General features: G+C 41.3%; 22 protein-coding genes and 1 tRNA gene. 20 read left to right on the top strand and 3 right to left on the bottom strand.

Annotated elements, in window-relative coordinates:
* Positions 1-156 precede the first annotated feature (156 nt).
* The 13 genes from DWY07_RS09900 to DWY07_RS09840 all read left to right on the top strand — a co-directional run bounded on the left by DWY07_RS09900 (position 157) and on the right by DWY07_RS09840 (position 10,368).
* A complete protein-coding gene (locus DWY07_RS09900) occupies positions 157-1,284 on the top strand; it encodes an SIS domain-containing protein (RefSeq protein WP_117808705.1) in 1,128 nt (375 codons plus the stop codon).
* Complete coding sequence (locus tag DWY07_RS09895; RefSeq protein WP_117808704.1) at positions 1,281-1,691, top strand: PTS mannose transporter subunit IIC; 411 nt, start codon at positions 1,281-1,283, stop codon at positions 1,689-1,691. The genes DWY07_RS09900 and DWY07_RS09895 overlap by 4 nt, the downstream gene beginning before the upstream one ends.
* Before the next feature lie 36 nt (positions 1,692-1,727).
* Positions 1,728-2,195 (top strand): PTS sugar transporter subunit IIB, encoded by a 468-nt coding sequence (locus DWY07_RS09890; RefSeq protein ID WP_008401131.1) that lies wholly within the window; start codon positions 1,728-1,730, stop codon positions 2,193-2,195.
* A gap of 22 nt (positions 2,196-2,217) precedes the next feature.
* Positions 2,218-3,012 carry a PTS sugar transporter subunit IIC gene (locus tag DWY07_RS09885; protein WP_173783667.1) on the top strand — a complete coding sequence of 265 codons (795 nt, stop codon included), beginning with the start codon at positions 2,218-2,220 and terminating at the stop codon, positions 3,010-3,012.
* Positions 3,002-3,832, top strand: a complete 831-nt coding sequence (locus DWY07_RS09880; RefSeq protein WP_117808702.1) for a PTS system mannose/fructose/sorbose family transporter subunit IID — start codon at positions 3,002-3,004, stop codon at positions 3,830-3,832. The genes DWY07_RS09885 and DWY07_RS09880 overlap by 11 nt, the downstream gene beginning before the upstream one ends.
* An 18-nt stretch (positions 3,833-3,850) precedes the next feature.
* A complete protein-coding gene (locus DWY07_RS09875) occupies positions 3,851-4,711 on the top strand; it encodes an amidohydrolase family protein (protein ID WP_347465475.1) in 861 nt (286 codons plus the stop codon).
* Positions 4,711-5,139 (top strand): secondary thiamine-phosphate synthase enzyme YjbQ, encoded by a 429-nt coding sequence (locus DWY07_RS09870; protein ID WP_181983906.1) that lies wholly within the window; start codon positions 4,711-4,713, stop codon positions 5,137-5,139. The genes DWY07_RS09875 and DWY07_RS09870 overlap by 1 nt, the downstream gene beginning before the upstream one ends.
* Before the next feature lie 27 nt (positions 5,140-5,166).
* Entirely contained in the window at positions 5,167-6,180 is a 1,014-nt protein-coding gene (locus tag DWY07_RS09865) for an SIS domain-containing protein (protein ID WP_117822927.1), read from the top strand.
* Positions 6,181-6,198: 18 nt separating this feature from the next.
* Entirely contained in the window at positions 6,199-6,456 is a 258-nt protein-coding gene (locus tag DWY07_RS09860) for an HPr family phosphocarrier protein (protein WP_117785315.1), read from the top strand.
* 28 nt (positions 6,457-6,484) lie between these two features.
* Positions 6,485-8,104: a phosphoenolpyruvate--protein phosphotransferase gene (gene ptsP, locus DWY07_RS09855; RefSeq protein WP_117822925.1), complete on the top strand. Its 1,620-nt coding sequence runs from the start codon at positions 6,485-6,487 to the stop codon at positions 8,102-8,104.
* A 123-nt stretch (positions 8,105-8,227) separates the two neighbouring features.
* Positions 8,228-8,989 carry a GntR family transcriptional regulator gene (locus tag DWY07_RS09850; protein WP_117808698.1) on the top strand — a complete coding sequence of 254 codons (762 nt, stop codon included), beginning with the start codon at positions 8,228-8,230 and terminating at the stop codon, positions 8,987-8,989.
* Complete coding sequence (locus DWY07_RS09845; protein WP_117822923.1) at positions 8,979-9,713, top strand: GntR family transcriptional regulator; 735 nt, start codon at positions 8,979-8,981, stop codon at positions 9,711-9,713. The genes DWY07_RS09850 and DWY07_RS09845 overlap by 11 nt, the downstream gene beginning before the upstream one ends.
* A 94-nt stretch (positions 9,714-9,807) precedes the next feature.
* Positions 9,808-10,368: an NUDIX hydrolase gene (locus tag DWY07_RS09840; protein WP_117808696.1), complete on the top strand. Its 561-nt coding sequence runs from the start codon at positions 9,808-9,810 to the stop codon at positions 10,366-10,368.
* A gap of 67 nt (positions 10,369-10,435) precedes the next feature.
* Here DWY07_RS09840 and DWY07_RS09835 read toward each other — a convergent pair whose 3' ends face one another.
* A complete protein-coding gene (locus DWY07_RS09835; RefSeq protein ID WP_226801040.1) occupies positions 10,436-10,627 on the bottom strand; it encodes a helix-turn-helix transcriptional regulator in 192 nt (63 codons plus the stop codon).
* 809 nt (positions 10,628-11,436) lie between these two features.
* Here DWY07_RS09835 and DWY07_RS09820 point away from each other — a divergent pair.
* Together DWY07_RS09820 and DWY07_RS09815 are read left to right on the top strand one after the other, a co-directional pair.
* Positions 11,437-12,378, top strand: coding sequence for an acyl-CoA thioester hydrolase/BAAT C-terminal domain-containing protein (locus tag DWY07_RS09820; protein ID WP_173783669.1), 942 nt, complete (start codon positions 11,437-11,439; stop codon positions 12,376-12,378).
* Between the two features lie 187 nt (positions 12,379-12,565).
* Positions 12,566-14,836 (top strand): glycoside hydrolase family 3 C-terminal domain-containing protein, encoded by a 2,271-nt coding sequence (locus tag DWY07_RS09815; RefSeq protein ID WP_117822921.1) that lies wholly within the window; start codon positions 12,566-12,568, stop codon positions 14,834-14,836.
* Between the two features lie 220 nt (positions 14,837-15,056).
* Here the strand turns inward: DWY07_RS09815 and DWY07_RS09810 are convergent, their stop codons facing one another.
* Complete coding sequence (locus DWY07_RS09810; protein ID WP_117785320.1) at positions 15,057-15,791, bottom strand: N-acetylmuramoyl-L-alanine amidase; 735 nt, start codon at positions 15,789-15,791, stop codon at positions 15,057-15,059.
* Positions 15,792-16,073: 282 nt separating this feature from the next.
* On the opposite strand from DWY07_RS09810, the gene DWY07_RS09805 reads away from it, so the two are divergent.
* Positions 16,074-16,925, top strand: coding sequence for an amidohydrolase family protein (locus DWY07_RS09805; RefSeq protein ID WP_117808690.1), 852 nt, complete (start codon positions 16,074-16,076; stop codon positions 16,923-16,925).
* A gap of 397 nt (positions 16,926-17,322) precedes the next feature.
* Here DWY07_RS09805 and DWY07_RS09800 read toward each other — a convergent pair.
* Positions 17,323-17,395, bottom strand: a tRNA-Gln gene (locus DWY07_RS09800).
* Between the two features lie 214 nt (positions 17,396-17,609).
* On the opposite strand from DWY07_RS09800, the gene DWY07_RS09795 reads away from it, so the two are divergent.
* The 4 genes from DWY07_RS09795 to DWY07_RS09780 all read left to right on the top strand — a co-directional run bounded on the left by DWY07_RS09795 (position 17,610) and on the right by DWY07_RS09780 (position 20,782).
* On the top strand, positions 17,610-18,338 hold the full coding sequence (locus DWY07_RS09795; protein ID WP_021943622.1) for an acyl-ACP thioesterase domain-containing protein: 729 nt from the start codon (positions 17,610-17,612) through the stop codon (positions 18,336-18,338).
* Positions 18,335-19,168 carry a S1-like domain-containing RNA-binding protein gene (locus DWY07_RS09790; RefSeq protein ID WP_021943623.1) on the top strand — a complete coding sequence of 278 codons (834 nt, stop codon included), beginning with the start codon at positions 18,335-18,337 and terminating at the stop codon, positions 19,166-19,168. Before DWY07_RS09795 ends, DWY07_RS09790 begins: the two co-directional genes overlap by 4 nt.
* A gap of 94 nt (positions 19,169-19,262) precedes the next feature.
* A complete protein-coding gene (gene aroB / locus DWY07_RS09785; RefSeq protein WP_117785388.1) occupies positions 19,263-20,375 on the top strand; it encodes a 3-dehydroquinate synthase in 1,113 nt (370 codons plus the stop codon).
* 26 nt (positions 20,376-20,401) lie between these two features.
* The gene (locus tag DWY07_RS09780) at positions 20,402-20,782 is read left to right on the top strand and encodes a RidA family protein (protein ID WP_008401150.1); all 381 of its coding nucleotides are present in this window, start codon (positions 20,402-20,404) and stop codon (positions 20,780-20,782) included.
* The last annotated feature ends 68 nt before the right edge of the window (positions 20,783-20,850 follow it).

The raw sequence follows: 20,850 nt of genomic DNA, 5'->3' as shown, positions 1-20,850 counted from the left end.
GAAATTGGTACTATAAGTATACCGGTTTCTCTATTTTTTTGCGAATTTTCAAGTTGGTATAAAAAAATATAAAATTGGTATTGCAAAACCAGTTGATAGGTGGTATATTATATTTACAAAGTGGTTCACAAAAAGAACCACAAAAGGAGATGGAAAATGAAGAAGGATATGGAATATTATATTCAGGTTTCCGGTCGTATTATGAAAGATAATCTTGATAAGAGAAAGTCTCTTACCAAAAAGATATGCGACTGGTATCTGGATCAGGACAAAGAAGATATATGTCTGATCGCATCCGGATCGTCCCTGAATGCAGCATATGCAGCTCGACCGTTTCTTTTAAAATACAGTAAATTCGATATCAGTGTATTAAGTACAGTGGAATATCTGGATGTTTACCGGGAGAGAGAAAAGAACCGGTTTACGATTTTAATATCCCAGAGTGGCTGCAGTACAAACATAATAGAAATTATGAAGGAGCTAAATAAGGAGCATCAACCATTTGTTTTGTTAACCGGGAATGAAAATGGCAGTGCAAGCAGATACACGGATCGTCTTGTGGAGTATGGAGTTGGAAATGAAACCATTGATTATGTAACGCTTGGATATTCTACTTTGATCGAGTTCCTCATGCTTATGATATTGGAGATAGGTTTTCAAAAAAGAGAAATTAGTGATCAGAAATATGAAACTGCAGTAAGCCAGATCCGGAATGCTTGTGAAATGCAGGAGCTTTGCCTGATGCAGGCGAAAGAATTGGTACAAAAACGATATCAGGATCTGTTGTGTATGGAAAAAGCAATACTGGTCGGCGATGGAGCCAATCTGGCAACGGTCAGAGAGGGAGCGTTGAAATTTCAGGAAACTCTGAAAGTTCCGACGGTATATTATGAAAGCGAAGAATTTATACATGGACCGGATATGCAGCTTACTCCGGATTATTCGGTTTTCTTTATAGATTGTGGTAAAACCTCTGATCGACTGTATGATATTTATAAAGCAACATTGTTGATCACGGAGCACTGCTATATGATTACGGATCAGGTTCACGATAAACGAGATGGACAGATTCGGATACCATGCCGGCTTCCGGCAGAGATCACACCGTTATATACAGCTGCATTGTTTCAATATATAGCGGCTCATGTAACAAAGGAAAAAAATAATTTTACTTGTCATCCGCTGTTTTCCCGGATGGAACAGGCTGTTTCGCCAAAAACAGAAGACTATGACAGGATTATGAAAGAAAAGCTTGAAAGGAGCAGAAGGGAGGAGAACGGATGAGAAAATATGTTTTAGCAACACACGGAAAGATGGCCGAAGGAATGTTGACAACGATTGAAATGCTGGCAGGTGCACAGGAAAATCTGACCTGTATCAATGCTTATACAGATGAATGCCCGGATCCGCTTCCGGAATTAAAGAGAATTGTTGAAGCGGATTCAGAGGCAGAGATTGTGATAATGACAGATCTTTTAGGCGGAAGTGTGAATAATAATGCATCCGCATTATTGTCTGATCCAAGGATACATGTTGTTGCCGGTGTGAATCTGGCTGCAGTGATCGGTATCCTGCTGAGTGCAGAGGATCAGGATACGGCGTCTGTAATTGAGAGTGCGGTTGCAGAGGCTAAAGATATGATGGTTTATTGTAATACAGTAAATACAACGTATGATGATGAAGATTTTTAATCTGTGTATTAACAGAAAAGAAAGGAGAAGGTTTATATGATCAAATCAATTCGTGTTGATTATCGTCTCTTACATGGACAGGTAGCAGTATCATGGACAGCATCATTAGGGGCAGATTGCCTGCTACTGGTAAGTGACACGGTTAAAAATGATCCGCTGAGATTAAACGCACTAAAGATGGCGAAACCATCCGGAACAAAGGTTGTAGTAAAAAATACAGCGGAAGCTGTAGAGGCATTGAAAAGCGGGGTAACTGATAAATATAAATTATTTATCATCTGTGAAACGGTAGAAATAGCCAAAGCAATCATTGAAGCTACAGGAGAAAAGACATTAAATATCGGCAACATTGCATACCATGAAAATGCAAAATTATATGGTAGAAGCGCATATATGGATGCAGCCGAGCTGGCTCTGGTAAAAGAGATGGTTGATGATGGCGTTGATGTATTTATTCAGATGATCCCGGCTGATAAAGTAATTAAATGCAAATCGCTGTTTTAACGGATGAATGGAGGGACAGATTATGATATTAAAAACAATACTTATTTTTCTGATCGGCCTGCTTGGTTATTCAGAATGGCTGCTTGGTACAAGCTGCCTGCAGCGACCGATCGTTCTTGGACCGTTAGTAGGTCTGGTAATGGGAAATCTTCCGGCCGGTATTATTATGGGGGCAACTATGGAACTTGCACTTGTAGGAGCCGTATCGATCGGTGCATATAATCCGCCGGATCTGATCGCAGGCACTGTGCTCGGTGTTTCACTTGCGATTCAGTCAGGAGGCGGAGCGGAAACAGCTTTAGTACTTGGTATTCCGATCGCAACCGTAATGCTTGCGGCAAATACCGGTATCTGCCAGCCGTTGATGCTTGTTATGATCCACAAATGTGACCGTGATGCTGAAAAAGGTAATATACGGGCATTTAACAGAGATTATCTGATCGCAGGATATCTTCAGAATCTTTTTGGTATTGTCTGCATCCCACTTGCATTTTATTTTGGCAGTGATGCAGTAACAGCACTTCTTGGTAAAATACCTGAATTTGTTCAGTCCGGTATGGATATAACAGCAGCACTGCTTCCTGCACTTGGTTTTGCAATGCTTGCACAGCAGATGATGAATCGCAAGGTTGCACCATTTTTCTTCCTTGGCTTTTTCCTGGTATCATACCTTGGAATATCCACAACAGGAGTTGCGATTTTTGCCGTACTTATTGTGATAATCGGAGTAACATTTGGCATATTCGGAGACAAGCAACAGGGGGCGGTACCGGTAGTTGAAACCGCAGATAACGGAGGTGATTTTGATGAGTTCTAAGATACATGCAGACTACGATAAGGTAGTTACGAAAAAAGATCTCACAAAGGTGTTTTTAAGAGAGATCACATATGAACATACATGGAATTATGAACGAATGGGAAATGTAGGATTTTGTTTTTCCATGTATCCGGTTTTAAAGAAACTATATCCGGATAAGAAGGATCTGGCAGCTGCTATGAAGCGTCATCTGACGTTATATCAGACCAGCCATTATCTTGCAACATTTCAGATGGGTATCACAGCCGCAATGGAAGAGGAAAATGCACAGGATGCAGATTTTGATACAGATTCGATTGGCGCAGTAAAAACAGCATTAATGGGACCTATAGCAGGAATCGGCGATTCTCTGTTCTGGGGCACGATCAAGGTAATCGCAACAGGAATTGGATGTTCACTTGCCTTGCAGGGGAACATTCTCGGACCTATTCTCTTCCTTTTGATCTTTAACATTCCGGCATATCTCTGCAGATGGTTTGGAGTATTCCTTGGATATAAAATGGGTCGTGAATCCATGGCAAAGATTGTTGAATCCGGTTTGATGAAGGTAGTTATGGAAGTAGCCTCTATCATGGGTATTATGGTAGTTGGCGGCATGACGATGGATATGACGTCGATTAATTTTATAACGCAGATTGGAAGCGGCGAAGAAGCAAGTACAATTCAGGATCTGTTAAATGGCATTGTCCCGGGCCTTCCGGTGCTGTTGCTATTTGGAGTTACTTATTGGTTATTGAAGAAGAAGGTTAATCCGTTGCTTATTATGTTGATCATGCTTGTACTTGGAATAGCAGGAGCATTCTTTGGCTTCCTTGGTTAAAAAGGAGGTAGTAGTAAGGTGAAAAAAATAGTAATTGATATGCATGTACATCCTGCATTTTTAGAGCCGGTATGCAAAACGGAATATCAGAATGAATTTGCAAAAAAGATGTATGGCTTATACAAGACGGATCAGATCCCGGTTGATGCACTGTTAACCTTGATGGATTGTTCCGGAGTGGATAAAGCGGTTTTGCTTCCACTGGATCTGACTACGGAATATGGAGGCATACTAGGAACAAATGACCAGGTAAAGGAATTGACAGCAACATATCCGGATCGTTTTATCGGATTTGCCAGTGTAGATCCTCACAGGCCGAATGCGACAGAGATACTTGAAACAGCATTTGCAGAGTATCATCTGGCAGGCCTGAAGCTTCATCCGTCAAAGCAGAAGTTCTATCCGGGAGATGAATACATGGAGCCGATATATCAGATATGCGAGAAGTATAATAAACCGATCGTGTTTCATTGCGGAATGTCGGTAGAGCCGGATACCTTATCTAAATATGCGAGGCCGGTTGAGTTTGAAGAAACAGCATACAGACATCCAAAGCTTCGAATCTGTCTTGCACATTGCGGATGGCCATGGGTGCAGGAAACTTGTATGCTGATGCTCAAATACAGAAATGTATATGCGGATACAGCATTCCTGTATTTTGATACAGCCCCGGAGTTTTATCACAAGGTATTCGAAGTGGATATGGGACCGCACTGGATCGATCGAAGCTTCAGACATCAGATCATGTTTGGCTCTGATGATCCGCGGTTAGAGATGCGGAGAATGAAAAAGGCTATAGAAGCTATGGATATAAGAGAATCTACCAAGGATCTGATATTTGGACAGAACGCGATTGAGTTTCTGGGATTGGAGGTATAATGGTAACACATGGCAGTATAGAGGTGCTGACAAAAGAATATAACTGTCTGGTGAAAATTACAGATGATATCAGGCAGGTTGTAGAAAAAAGCAAAATCAGAAATGGTGTTGTATATGTTATAACAGCACATACGACAACAGGAATTGCAGTTAATGAAGGACTGGAGTGCCTGGAATATGATATTGGGCATCTGATGGAAAGACTTGTTCCTGAGGATGGAGAATATGCACATGGGAGGTTATTAGATTCCTACGGTGCGATGGCAGGCAATCCGACCGGACATTTAAAAGCCCATCTGACCGGAAATCATTGTGTATTCCCGGTTATAGATGGAAAGCTGAAAAGCGGAAGTGCACAGGACATATATCTGTGTGAATATGATGGACCGCAATATAGAACAATTTATATAACAATCATAGGAGAATAAAAAATAAAATAATAGGAGGAAAGAACTATGGCATTAAAAAAATTTGACGCAGAGAAATATTTAAAGGACGGAGCAAAGACATACTCATTAAGAGGAGAGGTTGAGGCATTGATTGACCGGATCACGGCAAAGGAATATGACAGCGTATGTATGCTTGGTATCGGTGGAACATGGGCAGAATGGTATCCGGTTGTAGAAGTAGCCAAGAAATATACAGATCTTCCGATCTATCTTGAAAATGCAGGTGAATTTCTGGTAAAAAATAAAAAACATATTACAGATAAGACTCTTGTATTTACCTCTTCTGCATCAGGCAATACTATGGAGATCTTGAAGGCAGTAAAATATTGTAAGGATCAGGGAATCAATGTATATGGATTTACAAAGGATGAGACAACTCCTTTAGCAAATCTGTTGACAGACCCGATTTATAATGCATGTGGTGACTGTGAGCATTCTTACTTATTATACTATTTTGTAATGCTCCGTATCTTAAAGAACAGAGGAGAATTTCCACATTATGACAGATGGGCAGACCAGATGGAAAATCTGTTTAAGGATCTCCTTGCGGCAAGAGAAAAATTTGAGCCAAGAGCGATCGAGATTGCAAAGACATATGCACATGAACCATATACAATGTTTACAGGCTCCGGTGTCCTTTGGGGTGAGACCTATCTCTTTACAATGTGTATCTTAGAGGAGATGCAGTGGGTTCGTACAAAGACTGTTTCATCTGCTGATTTCTTCCATGGGCCATTGGAGTTAGTTGATGACAGAGTTCCGGTATTTGTAATAAAAGGTGAGGACGAATATCGACCATTAGATGAAAGAGTAGAACGATTTGTAAAAGAACATACAAAGAAAGCTGTTATTATTGATACCAAGGATTACATTCTGGATGGTATCGATGATGAGTTCCGTGTAATCTGCTCTCCGATGATTATTACCGCGATATTAACAGAACGACTTGCTATTCATTATGAGCAGAATACAGGACATAGTCTGGAATTCAGACGTTACTATCGTCAGTTTGAATATTAAAAAGGTCAGGCGGTTATTATGGTTGAATTCACATATGTAATTACAGATGAGCAGGGACTTCATGCCAGACCGGCTTCACAGTTTGTTATGGCTGCTGCAAAATGTAAGAGCACAGTATCCGTAACATTTGGATCCAGAACCGTAAACGCAAAAGGAGTTATGGCAGTTATGAGTCTGGGAGCAAAAAAAGGTCAGGAGATCCTGATAAAAGTAGAAGGTGAAAACGAGGCAGAAGATGCAGCAAACCTGAAAGCGTTCGTTCAGGAACATCTGTAAAAGGATCGGATTTTAAAGAGGTGACAATATGGTAATATTACAGGGTAAAAGTGTATTTGGCGGAGTTGCTATCGGGAAGATACAATTCTTTAAAAGGAACGAAATCCAGATAAAACGACGTCATGTCGATGATCCGGAGGCGGAAATACGCCGCTTCCGGACTGCAAAGGAAAAAGCACTTTCTGAATTGCAGCAGTTATATGACAAGGCACTTACTGATGTGGGAGAAGCAAATGCCATGATCTTTGAAGCACATCAGTTAATGCTTGAGGATCCGGATTATAATGATTCTGTAGAGAATATTATAAATACACAAAAGGTAAATGCTGAATATGCAATAGGTGTCACATCTGATAATTATGCAGCAATCTTTGAAGCGATGGATGATGCCTATATGCAGGGAAGGGCAGCAGATGTAAAGGATGTATCGAACAGGCTCCTTTCCCAGTTTGCAAAAAAACAGAATGCTTCATTTGAAATGACGGAGCAGGTAATCATCGCGGCAGATGATCTGGCACCAAGCGAGACTGTTCAGCTCGATAAAGATAAGGTGCTGGCATTTATTACAGTGGAAGGCTCGGCAAATTCCCATACAGCGATTCTTGCCAGAACCATGAATATTCCGGCTGTTATAGGAATCGGTGATACATTAACACCGAAATATGACGGAAGACTTGCAATCGTAGACGGTCAGGAAGGAAAGATCTATATTGATCCGGATGAAGAAATCCTTGTTGCCATGAGAAAAAAGCAAGCTGTCGAACAGGAACAGCGTGAGCTTCTGGAGACATTGAAGGGCAAAGAAAATGTAACCAGATCCGGGCAGAAGATTAACCTTTATGCCAATATTGCCAATGTATCAGATGTAGGAGCGGCACTCCGAAATGATGCCGGTGGTATCGGGTTATTCAGAAGCGAATTCTTATATCTGGAAAATGAAACTTATCCAACAGAGGAACAGCAGTTTGCAGCTTATAGACAGGTAGCGGAAATGATGGCCGGAAAAAGGGTGATCATCCGTACGTTGGATATCGGAGCAGATAAACAGGTTGGATATTTTAATCTGGAAAAAGAGGATAATCCGGCAATGGGGCTCCGTGCGATCAGGATATGTCTGACCAGACCCGAATTATTTAAGACCCAGCTTAGAGCTATTTTCAGAGCATCCGCGTATGGCCAGATTGCGATCATGTTTCCGATGATCATTTCGGTATCAGAGGTTCGTCGTATTAAAGAGATAATGGACGAGGTGAAGACCGGACTTCGTGCAGATGGAATAGCATTTTCCGATCAGATTGAAACCGGTATAATGATTGAGACTCCGGCTGCGGTTATGATCAGCAGAGAGCTGGCAAAGGAAGTGGATTTCTTTAGTGTCGGAACAAATGATCTGACGCAGTACACTCTGGCAATTGATCGCCAGAACCGGAATCTGGATTCCTTCTATGATTCACACCATCCGGCGGTGTTATCTATGATCCAAATGGCAGCAGAGAATGCTCATGCAGAAGGAAAGTGGATTGGAATATGCGGTGAACTTGCAGCCGATCTAAGTCTGACAGAAAGGTTTTTACAGATGAACATTGATGAGTTATCAGTTGCACCGGGTATGATACTTCCGTTAAGGAAAAAAATAAGAGAGTTATAAAAAGTATACAGAGACAGATCCGCACATGTACGGGTCTGTTTTTGGTCTTATAAACTGACATTTCCTGCTTGTTTGCGTTTGGAAAAGTTGCTATACTTAATAGAGTACAGGAGGGAGTTTGCCATGAAATTGATGAATAAAGATGAGTTTATTGCGTATGAATTAAAATTTTACTTTATGAAAAATAAACTGAAAGAAGGAGATAAACTCCCATCTGAACGGGATCTGGCTGAACAGTTTGGGGTACAGAGAGCTACCGTCAGATCTGCATATAAATTATTAGAGGATGAAGGGATCATAGAATGCAGGGAACGGAGCGGCAACTACATAGCCCACAGAAGAATGATATCCAATCTTGACCGAATTCGATCATTCAGTGAAAAGCTGGAAAAGATGGGGGCACAAACAAGAAGCAGACTGTTGGCGTTTGAGCGTGTGGAAGTAGATAAGGAACTGAATAAAAGTATTAAGCTTCCGTTAGGAACTCCGTTATTCAAAATTACCCGTATCCGTATGGTCGTAGAAGAAGACAGGGCTGTTCCGATCACCATAGAATATTCATATATACCGGAAAGCAAGGCTCCTAAGCTGATGCGGTTTGATCTGGAAGATAATTCGTTATTTGATATTTTGATTCAGGAATATCATCATATTCCCAAAAAACAGGAATTAACAGTCGGAATTGTATATGCTGATGAAAATGAAGCCAAAGCCTTGAATGTTGACAAGCTGACTGCTCTTGTAAAAAAAGAGGGAATCACATATGACGAGAAAGGTGAGGTTATGGAATATCTGCAATCGGTGATCAATAAAGAATGGGTCGCATTTGAAAAAGAAGATCCTGTCATTAAGCAAAAGATGGAGGAGGTGCTCCATGGATTATAGAATGCCATTATATATTCAATTACAGGATTCTATTATCAAGAAAATAGATGAAAAAAAATATCTGCCGGGTGAAGCAATACCAAGTGAGAGAAAAATGGCGGAAGCCTATGGTGTGAACCGTATGACCGTAAAACGTGCGATCAGTAAGCTTGTAGAAGAAGGATATCTGGTTTGTAAACCGGGTTCTGGAACGTATGTTGCACAAAGAGATAAGAAAAAGATCGATCTGGATAATTCAAATGAAGCAGGAAATACCGGCATCACAGCGACGCTTCGTAAGGGTGGAATGGAGGTAAAAAACCGCCTTCTCGGGACCGGTGAGATCACAGGAAGTAAATATCTGGGATATAAGCTTGGAATTTCGGATGATGAGATGATATATGGAATTTACCGGGTACGATCAGAGGGTGATATACCATTTGCAGTGGAATATACATATGTACCGGCAAAATATTTTGATGATCTGGATGAGTTTGATTTCGCCAAAGTGTCTTTATATGATTATATGGAAGCAAAAGGACATATGCCATGCCATTTTGGACAGAAGCTGGTCATATGTGAGGCAAATGAACGGCTCGCAGAGCTGCTGCAGGTGGAACGTGGAACTGCGATTTATAAGATCAATTATCAGGGTGCGGATGCAGATTATAATATTGTAGAGTTTACCATGAGTTATCTGAATCCTGCTTATACAAAATTCCGGTTTGATGTTGAGGTTTCTTAAAGGAAAGACATAAGCGTTTCTGTTACGGATCATATGGATCTTGTTATGCCGGCTTCGGTTTATAATATTAGTACTCGAAAGGTGTTATTTGAAAATGCAATTCAAAAAAGTAGAAAAGAAATGCGAAGGTAAATTTATTACCCGCTATGATATAACATATGAGACAGTGGATCATCAGGAGAAGGTATATGAGATGATCAGCCGGAATGGTGACATTACGGATTTTGAAGGACTGCATGGCAAAATGGCAGATGCAGTTGTGATCATTGCTACGGATGAGACCGGCGAGAAGATACTGATCGATAAGGAATTCCGTCTTGCTCCGGGAGAATGGGTATATAACTTCCCGGCAGGTCTGATCGATCCGGGTGAGACACCGCAGGAGAGTGCGAAGCGTGAGCTTCGTGAGGAGACAGGGCTGGAATTATATGAGATCGATGATTTCATCGGAACCAGCTACAGTGCGGTTGGTTTTTCAAATGAAACAAATGTCTGCGTTGTTGGAAAGGCACGGGGAGAGTTCCATAAGAGTACTTCTACATTAGAAGAGATCGAAGCCGGCTGGTATACAAAGGCAGAAGTCAGAGAACTTCTTAAGAAAGCAAAATTTGCAGCAAGAACACAGGCATACTGCTATGTGTGGAGCAGAGAATAGAGAATAAAAAATATAATAGCGAGGCAGTATGTTTTTATATATAAAATGTACTGCCTCGCTATTATATTTATTCATCTTCAAACGCTGTGTTATTCATTTCAGGAAAATCTAATAATTCAGAAACAGTCATATCAAGACCTATCGCTAGTCTATGGAGAGTTTTTAGTTTAGGATTTTTTGTTTTGCCAGACATTATATTTTCAACAGTACTTTGGGTTAAGCCACTTCTAGTTGCTAATTTATTAACAGTAGTATTAATCGATATACATTTAGCTCAGACTATACACAGTTAAATATAGACTATGCTGGTTTAACAGATCAGTTGGACAAGATAATAAAAGCGTTAGCTGAAAACTATGAGATTAAAATTGAAGATATAACATTGGAAGACGATACAGAGCAGATTGATTCGGAGGTGAAATAAAAGTGATATGTAAAAAATGTGGTGCAGAAGTAATGGATAATGCTGTATATTGTCCGAAATGTGGTGAAAACAGAAAAAATATAATAAAAAAGCAACGATAATGGTTATAGCCATCATTTCGGTAATATTCATTATAGTAATGGATCAATTCAGATAAGATGTGTACCACAGAATGATGGAACTGTAAAATTGCAGGGCGAGGGAACAATATACATATATACGAATTATTCAACAATTACCAGTATGTTACATACAGATAAATATAAATTTTCATTTAATAAGCAAGTTAAGGATCTAGGTACTATAAAGATAGATGATTATATAACCATGACTATTAGTTCAAATAATATAAAGGTTACATATGAAAAAAGTGTAAATGAAGTATCAGGATTTACATATAAATATGTAACTAATTGCGAGTATGAAAGGAATAAAGAATATTAAAATATATAGACATATATAGTATGAAATTTGAGGAAAGAAGTTGCTTGGAAATAGTATATAAGATGATTTTAAAAGGACATCAAGGAATGTCCTTTTATTTATGTAAACATTAATTAGATTTATAAAAAACTATAGTATTTTAGTGTTAATGTGATATACTTTTGTTAGTTTAAACTAACATGAAAGGGAGAGATACATACATGGAAGCACAGCAGAATTTACAGTGTACATTAGAAAAGGAAGGATTTCTTGGAACCTTTTTTCCGGGAACAAAGTATGCAGATAAAGCAGTTATATTTGTCGGTGGAAGTGCAGAGAAACGGGATTTTGTAGAAGCACGCGCGAAGCTTCTCGCAGAGGAAGGATTTAGTGTGTTATCGGTTGGATTCTATCTGTGGCCGCCGCTTTCAAAGGATACGGTATTTATTCCGGTTGATTATGCAGAGCGGGCGGTTCATTGGTTAAAGAATAACTGTCCGGTCGAGATTACCGGCATCGGAATGACAGGCTTATCTCTTGGGGCGGCATATACGTTATTGTGTGCGTCTATGCTCCCGGATATTTCCTGTGTGGTATCGGTATCCGGATTTGATTTTGTAGTTGAGGGCTGCAAACATATGGTAGTCAGACAGCATAAATCATATTTCAGTTATCATGGGAAAGATATACCATATGAGCAAGCAGAGGCATTGTCTCATTTAGGTTCGACCTTACGGGCATGGAAAAAGAATCCGAATTACGGATCGAAAGCGATGAACCGTTTTTACTATAATGAATGTTTTAAAGACCGTACGGATGCCAGCCGTATCAAGGTGGAAAATATACAGGGCGATGTGTTGTTGCTTGCACCGGAATATGATGATACATGGCCGTCGGATGAAGCATTTCCAAGAATCATGAGAAAGTTAGAAGAGGTTCATTTCCCTTACAGATACGAATGTGTGATTTATCCGGAAGCAGGTCATTGTCTGACGATGCCGGAGAAAGCGTTGTCGGGAATTGGTGGAGAAGAGAAGATGAACCGGATGTTGGCACACTTTATGACAATGGAAGCCAAATATCCGGAGGGTTGCCGGAAGGCAAGAGCGAAAAGCTGGAATAAGATGGTATCATTTTTTAAAGAAAGTTTCAGTGTGGAATGATTTGCATTGACGATTGCATCGGGGAGGGATTAAAATCAGAATAGAATAGATGCTATAAATAAAGCATTTGAGCAGGCAGAGGGACGGAACTTGAAGTGAAAGCCGACACAACGGTTCATACAGCCTGCAGCAACCGTATCGTTTGCAGATAAGGGTTGTAAATATCTGGACAGAAAGGAAAAATACGATGTTTCACAAAGATTATGAAAGAAAGATCAATCAGTTAGTAAATGAACTGACATTAGAAGAAAAAATAAAGATGATCCATGGTGCGGGTCTGTTCCGCACCGGGGCAGTAGAAAGACTTGGAATCCCCCCAATCGTGATGTCGGATGGTCCGACCGGGGTGCGGTTCGAATTTTTTAATGATAATTGGGGCAGAGCTGGACATAATGATGATGGCGTTACATACTGTCCGAGCAACAGTGCGATTGCAGCAACATGGAACCGGGAGCTGGCAGAAAAATCAGGAACGGTACTTGGTGAAGAAGCCAGAGGACGTGGCAAGGATATCATACTTGCGCCGGGTGTTAATGTTATGCGGACGCCGCTTTGCGGGAGAAATTTTGAGTATTTCAGTGAAGATCCATTTCTGATATCGGAGATGGCAGTTCCGGTGATCAAGGGGATCGAGAGTTCTGACGTGGGTGCCTGTGTAAAACATTTTGCTGTTAATAATCAGGAAACAGAACGGAACTGGGTAAATGTCGAGATCGATGAACGGACGCTCCGTGAGATCTATCTGCCTGCGTTTGAAGCTGCAGTAAAGAAAGCAAATGTAAGATCTATTATGGGTGCTTATAATCTGTTCCGTGGAGTCCATTGTTGTGAAAATAATGAACTGCTCGGTGAGATACTGCGGAAAGAATGGAATTATGACGGTCTGATTGTTTCTGATTGGGGCGGCATCCACGATACAAAGGCTGCCGCAGAAAGCCCGATCGATGTAGAGATGTCGATCTATGCAAATTTCGATGAATACTGCATGGCAGATCCATTGTTAAATGCGGTAAGGAATGGCGAGATCGAAGAGGAAAGAGTTGATGAAAAGGTAAAGAGTATTCTTCGATTCATGCTCCGTGTCAAGATGATCGATATTGTAGAAGCCCAAAGTGGGTACAATGAACAGACGGCTACATATGCTGGCTGCACGGAACAGAAGCCGGCCGTCTATGCGGTTCGTGACTGGAGCCGGAAGAAAGGAAGTTATGATACTTCGGCGCATCAGGATGCAGTGTTAGAGACAGCCAGAGAATCAATTGTACTATTAAAGAATGAAGATCAGAGACTGCCGCTTGCCCCTGAGAAGACACATCGGCTTCTGGTGATCGGACATAATGCAGCAAAGCTTCATTCAAATGGTGGCGGAAGTGCGGAGATTGCGGCACTTTATGAGATCAATCCACTGCTTGGCATTAAGATGGAGCTTGGCGGTAACTGCGAAGTGACCTATGCAGAAGGTTATTATGTACCGGATAAGAACAGACAGCAGGTACTGAACTGGCAGGAGGTAAGTCTGGATGAACTGGCATCGGAGCAGGGTGCTTATGAAGGAAATGATCCGGAAGGACGGAAGATCCAGAAGGCACTTCGTGAAGAGGCGGTTGCACTTGCTTCAGAATATGATGATGTGATCTTTGTTGGCGGTTTAAATCATGATACAGATGAAGAAGGATACGACAGACCGGATCTGAAGCTTCCATATCATCAGGATGAACTGATCACGGAGCTCTTAAAAGTGAATCCGAATATGGTCATTGTCATGATGGCAGGTAATCCGGTTGATATGAGCGCATGGATTGATGATGCAAAGTCGATTGTATGGATGAGTTATGCAGGAATGGAAGGTGGCAGAGCACTCGGTGAAATCTTGTTTGGTGAAGTAAATCCATCCGGTAAACTTGTGATGACCATGCCGAAATCTCTTGATCAAGTACCGGCGATGGTTTTTGGAGATTTCCCCGGAAGAACCTTAACGGAAGAAGAACATGAAAGAATGAATGCAAAATTGACGGAAACATACAGAGAAGGCGTATTTGTCGGATATCGGTATTATGACAAATATCAGATCCCGGTACAGTTCCCATTTGGCCATGGATTATCTTATACGACATTTTCCTATGGAGATATGCAGGTAAAAGAGCCGGATGGTCAGACATTTAAGGTACAGATCCCGGTAACAAATACCGGAAAGCTTGCCGGAAAAGAGACGGTAGAGCTGTATGTCGGAGAAGCGGAGGTAAGTCCGGAGAATCCTGTGAAGGAGCTGAAGGGCTTCTGCAAGTTATCACTTGCACCGGGAGAAACAAAGTATGCGGAATTTGAATTGACAGCAGATGCATTTCGTCATTTTGATGAGAAGACGGATGCGTGGAAGGTCATAGCAGGAAGTTATACGATCTATATCGGAAGTTCTGTTTCTGATATTCGATCGGTAACAACCATAACAATAAAATAATGAATAGATAAAATGCCGATATGAACAAACTGTCTGCCGGTACTATGAAACATCCATAGAGCAGCCGACTGATTTTCATACAATTTTGTGCTATGTCGGAGCTGCAAATGACTTTATTGCAGCAAAGACATATGCATATAAAATTGTATGAAAGGAAGGTAGGCAAACGTGATATTTCATAGTACCCGCAGGCGGGTTGTTTATATCGGCATCTGTGCGTTTATTGATATTCGTTGAGCCATTCTATTATGCCGTTTGCGATCGCGGCGGCGTAATCGTCCATGTTATCATCGTAGAGCTCTACGTCATTTTCGTTGCTGATAAAGCCCATCTCGATGATCAGACTTGTCATATTTGTCTGTTTGATAACGATGTAATCGTTGTCACTGTCAAACTGTGTTCCGGTACGGACACCACGGTTATCGGAGATTCCGACCTTTTCCAGATTGGACAGGATGGTATCTGCGATCGCATGGTTCTTTTCGGAACCGGAGCTGTAGATCCATGCTTCTACACCACAGGCCTCAGGATTTGCTGCGTAGTTCCTGTGGAGTGCCAGATAGAGATCTGCGTCGCAGTCATTTGCAATCGCAGCACGTTCTTCGGAAGAAACGGTAGAATCATCATCACGCGTCATGACAACTTTTACTCCGTTTTTCTTTAATAGTTTTGCAACCTTTAAGGAAAGCTTCAGATTCCCGTCTTTTTCATGAATATTATTAATTCCGGTTGCACCGATATCGGAACCGCCATGTCCCGGATCCAGACAGACTGTGTATTTTCCGTCCGGTTTTATGATCGAGACGGCATCCTTGCTGCTTTTTGACCGACTGACCGCCAACAGGACGGACAGAACGATAACGGCGATGAGCAGGACGATGTTGACACCGATCAGGAATTTTATGACAGACCGCATCTGTGTAACGGTCAGTTTCTTTTTTGTTTTTCCAGCCATAATGTATAAAACTGCCGGAGCAGCCCTTTCTGTTTCTAGTTTATTCTCAACTAAGATACTCTAAAATGATCGGATTTTCAATACGATAGAAAAGATTTAATATTTGTGTATATGGGCAATATACGAAGAAAGATGGAATGACAGGTGACATAATACAGCAATTTATATAGAAAAAACCAAAAGAAACCGATAAATTTCTAAAGATTTCAATATTGTCAAATGAAAATATGAGTGTTACCCTAATATAGGGTGGCAGGGAGAAGATAAGAAAAGGAATAAAAGATGATCGTAGATTTTCATACTCACACATATCCGGATAAAATAGCTTCAAAGACACTTGAACTGTTAGTAAGTAGATCAAAGACAAAGCCGGCATCAGATGGTACACTTGCAGGCTTGCAGCATTCAATGGCGCAAAGCGGCGTTGATATTTCTGTTGTCCTTCCTGTTGTAACCGCACCTCATCAGGTGGAGCGGATCAATACCGTGGCAAAGACAGTAACAGCCCAGTTTACGGGTAGTGGTGTCTGGTCATTTGGCGGAATCCATCCCGGAAATGATAACTATAAAGAGATTTTAAATGGTATCAAGTCTGCCGGATTAAAGGGAATTAAGCTGCATCCGGATTATCAGGATGCCATGTTCAATGATATCCGTTATAAACGGATCATCAGTTACGCAACAGAGCTTGGTCTGGTCGTTGTGGTTCATGCCGGAGTAGATATCGGGCTTCCCTCTGTAACACATTGTACACCGGACATGGTGTGCGAAGTATTAGATGAAGTTCAGCCGGAGCGGCTCGTTCTTGCACATATGGGTGGCTGGAATCTCTGGGACGAGGTACTTGCGAAGCTGTGCGGAAGAAATGTATATATGGATACAGCATTTTCCTATGGAGAGATTGCATGGCTTTCGGGTGCTGAACATCGTTGGAAGCTGGCATCAGAGGAGATGTTCCTGAAACTGATCAGAGCACATGGAGCAGACCGGATCGTATTTGGAACAGACAGTCCGTGGACAGATCAGAAGCGGGCCATAAAGGACATACAGGCACTTCCGTTATCAGATGAAGACAAGAAAAAGATCCTTGGAGAAAACGCATTGCAGCTTTTGGGACTGCCGGATGCAGAATAGAAAATATAAAGAGAACTATACAATATATTTGAAAGCATTAGAGGATTCATATATAAAAGTAAAATAAATTTCCGATAAATTAGTAAAAATAGACATTGCGCAAAAATTAAAAATGTGTTACAATTTTGTTACAATAAGAAAAGGAGAGAAGATAGCTCCTAAGACATCCGAAATTTAAGTCGTTGTTTTTTTCACAAAAAAATATTCATAAATACAAGGGACTGCCTGTAAGATGGCGGTCCCTTTCCCTTTCTTGTGCAATCAGGTTCCTCTCGTCTAACGACTCGATGAACATTGACCATCATATAGAAATTTGTGCTCTTGCGTTGCAAGCACAATTTCTGCATGATGATTGATTGCACAAAAAAAGAACCAGATCACATCTGGTTCTTAAGAGCTGGGCTACAAGGATTCGAACCTTGAAAATGCTGGAGTCAGAGTCCAGTGCCTTACCATTTGGCGATAGCCCATTGCTGTCAACAGATGATATTATATTATAACAGTTTGAAAAAAGCAAGCACTTTTTTAAAAAAATTACAAAAAGTTATTTATACGCAATGAACACGAAAAATTTGAGAATAAAAATCAATGGAAATAGAAAATCCAGGTAGAAATAATAGCCCGGCTGTTGTATAATGGGAGCACTTGTGGAGATGACATTATAATAGGAAATGGAGAATACATATGTACAGTTTTGATGCGATCGTAAGATACAGCGAAACGCATGGAAGACAGGAAGCAAATGCGGCAACGATAGCAAATTACTTTCAGGATTGTGCGATCTTCGATTCAGAACAGGCAGGAATTGGAATTGAATATCTGAAGGACCATAACCGGGCATGGTTTCTGATCTCATGGCAGATCGATGTGGAGCGGTATCCGGTATTACAGGAGAAGATCAGGGTTGGAACCTGGGCATATGATTTTAAAGGTTCCATGGGATATCGTAATATAGTTATTCGGGATGAGAATGGAGCGAATATTGTACAGGCAGCTTCCCAGTGGAGTTATATTGATACTGATACGCTTCGTCCTGTAAGAATTGAGCCTGAAGTAGGAGCAGCATATCCTCTTGCAGAAAAGCTTCCGATGGAATATGCTCCGAGAAAGATCCGGCTGATCGAAGGCATGGAAGAGACAGACAGAAGGGTTGTTCTGCCTTATCAGATTGATTCGAATAACCACATGAATAATGAAGCATATATTGCGCTGGCGTTGGAATATATCGATTCGGATGACATGATCTGTCAGATCAGAAGCGAGTATAAGCGGCAGTTTGTAAAAGATGAATGTATCGTAATAAAGAAAGCAGAAAGAGATGATCTGATACAGTTTGTATTTGCAGATGAAGAAGATCAGACCAGATGTATAGTAGAATTTAAAACAAAGAGAACGGGGAGACAGACAGCATGATCAAGATTGGCGAATGGAACCATTTAGAGGTTGTAAAAGAGAAAGATTTCGGCATTTACCTTGCCGAGAAAAAATACGATGACGAGGAAGTCCTGCTTCCGAAGAAACAGGTACCTGCGGGAACAAGAATGGGAGATCAATTAGATGTATTTATCTATCGTGATTCCGCAGATCGCCTGATCGCAACAACAAATCATCCGATCATAACGATGGGAGAACTTGCAGTATTAAAATGTGTCAATGTGACAGGCATCGGTGCATTTATGGACTGGGGACTGGAAAAAGATATCCTGCTTCCTTTTAAAGAGCAGACAAGCAAGGTAAGGGAAGGTCAGTCGTATCTGGTCCGGATGTATGAGGATCGTTCCAAGCGTTTGTGCGTCAGCATGAAGGTATATGCCTATCTGGAGACACAGTCCCCATATAAGGCAGGGGATTCCGTAAGTGGAACGGTATTTGAATTTAATCAGAATCTGGGAGCCTTTGTTGCGGTTGATAATCGTTATTCAGCCCTGATCCCGATGAAGGAGATCCATTCCCGGATCAATGTGGGTGAGACGGTAGAAGCCCGTGTGGCAAATGTCAGAGAAGACGGCAAACTCAATCTGAGTTTACAGAAGCCGATCCGTGAACAGATCAACAATGACAGCGAGATGGTATACAATATCATTGAAAGCTATGGAGGAACCTTACCATTTAATGACAAGGCAGATAAAGAAGTGATCGAGAAAGAGTTCGGACTTAGCAAGAATGCATTTAAGCGTGCGGTTGGACATCTGTTAAAAGAGGGTAAGATCCGGATCACAGAGAAAAACATTATCATCAAATAATGTATTCGTAAATGAGCAGGAATGTTCAGGAGAAACAAAAAGACAGCTATGCGTGTTATATGGCTGAAAAGTACCAGGAAATGAAAGGATGAATATGAGTAATTTCAAGGTTGAATTAAAAAAAGTAGTAGACGACAGCTATGAGATCGAGATTGGATATGAGCTGGAACAGAAGCTGATCGATGATCTGAAAGCCGGTCTGGTTGGAAAAATATCCAAATTTGTAGTAGTTACAGACAGCAATGTAAAAGAGCTGTATGCGGACAAGATTTATAAGATGCTTGAAGAAGCAGGATACAAGACAGATCTTATAAGTTTTCCGGCAGGAGAACTGAGCAAGACCAGAGCGACAAAGGAGTATGTAGAAGATACCATGCTTGCAAAGGGATATCGGAGAGATTGCTGCATTATCGCCGTTGGCGGTGGCGTGGTGACAGACCTTGCAGGATTTGTAGCCGGAACCTACGGCAGAGGAATTCCGTTTATCAATTATGCAACCACACTGCTTGCGGCTGCTGATGCATCGGTAGGTGGCAAGACTGCTGTTGATACGCCGCTTGCTACAAATCTGATCGGCCTGTTCAATCAGCCACAGAAGGTATATCTGGATATCGCAACATGGAAGACACTTCCACAGCGACAGTTATCTTCAGGTCTTGCAGAGACGATCAAGCATGCTTGCCTTGCAGACAGGGAATTCTTCGATTATCTGTCAGAGCATATCAAAGATGTGCTTGCAGTAAAGGACGAGGTATGCAGACATATCGCGGAGAAGAACTGCGAGATCAAATATCAGGTCGTTATGAAGGACGAGCGGGAAAGCGGTTTGCGTGAGGTTTTGAACCTTGGACATACGGTTGGAAGAGCCATCGAGACAGTCAGTGATTATAAGCTGTTGCATGGAGAGGCCGTTGCGATCGGTCTGGTTGCAGAGGTGAAGATGGCAGAACATTTTGGCTACTGTACAGCAGAGGATGAAGCAGCTATGGTTGCCATGTTGAAGCAGGCAGATCTTCCAACGGAGATTCCGGATTATATAGACCGTGACGCTCTGGTTAAGAAGCTGTATACCGATAAGAAGGTCAGAGACGGACATTTGCGTTTCGTTTTACAGCATGGAATCGGCGCAATCGAGGTATTTGATGGTGACCAGTACGCAAAAGCCATACCGGAGAGTCTGGCAAGAGAGATTATTATGGAGATGTAGGCATTAAATTTCAGGAGGATATAAAAATGGATAAGAAGATAATCAGCACAGAGAAAGCACCACAGGCAATCGGACCATATTCACAGGCAATCGTTGCTAACGGATTTTTATTTACGTCAGGAATGGTTCCGATCGATCCTGCAACGAATCAGTTAGTAGAAGGAGATATCACAGTTCAGGCAAAACAGGCAATCTCAAATCTGAAGAATCTGATCGAGGCATCCGGTTCATCCTGTGACAAGGTTGTAAAGACTACAGTATTTATTAAGGATATGAACCAGTTCTCAATTATCAACGATATTTACAAAGAATATTTCAACAAAGATTTCCCTGCACGTTCTTGTGTAGAAGTTGCAAGACTTCCAAAAGACGTACTGATTGAGATCGAAGCAGTAGCAGTTGTATAAATAAAGATTATAAAATGATGGTGTGGCAGATGTATGAATGATATCTGCCACATTATTATAAGAGGGTA

Origin of the sequence: Clostridium sp. AF23-6LB, assembly GCF_003461085.1 — a bacterium.
In the GTDB taxonomy this organism is placed as follows: domain Bacteria; phylum Bacillota; class Clostridia; order Lachnospirales; family Lachnospiraceae; genus Coprococcus; species Coprococcus ammoniilyticus.
This window is presented reverse-complemented; position numbering and strand designations above follow the sequence as displayed.